1 protein-coding gene is annotated in these 254 nt (G+C 45.7%); it reads left to right on the top strand.

Annotated features, from left to right (window positions below; genetic code table 11):
• Position 1: 1 nt before the first annotated feature.
• The coding region (locus O4H47_RS18235; RefSeq protein WP_419719649.1) for a SctK family type III secretion system sorting platform protein at positions 2-254 on the top strand (253 nt) is incomplete at its 3' end.

Genomic DNA, 254 nt, shown 5'->3' with positions numbered 1-254 from the left:
AATATCGCTCAGTTTACAAGGTGTCGTAGGCACACGAAGCGAGGGTAAACCAGAAACACCACTCGCGCAGGTACAACACCAGTTTAACTATGCGCCTTGCCAGTACATCCATAGAAGTTGCATAGAGCAAAAGCAGCATTGGTTACTAAATATCGAAGGCTGGAGAGATAACCCCATGTTCAACCAATGGTTTATCAATGAGTGGGCGTTATCTCCCGTTCCTGAGACGGCTTTTAACAGACCTTGTCATAGTT

It is taken from the genome of Maritalea porphyrae, assembly GCF_027213965.1.
Taxonomy (GTDB): Bacteria; Pseudomonadota; Alphaproteobacteria; order Rhizobiales; family Devosiaceae; genus Maritalea; species Maritalea porphyrae_A.
The sequence above is the reverse complement of the archived record's forward strand: the minus strand, read 5'-3'. Positions and strand labels throughout refer to the sequence as shown.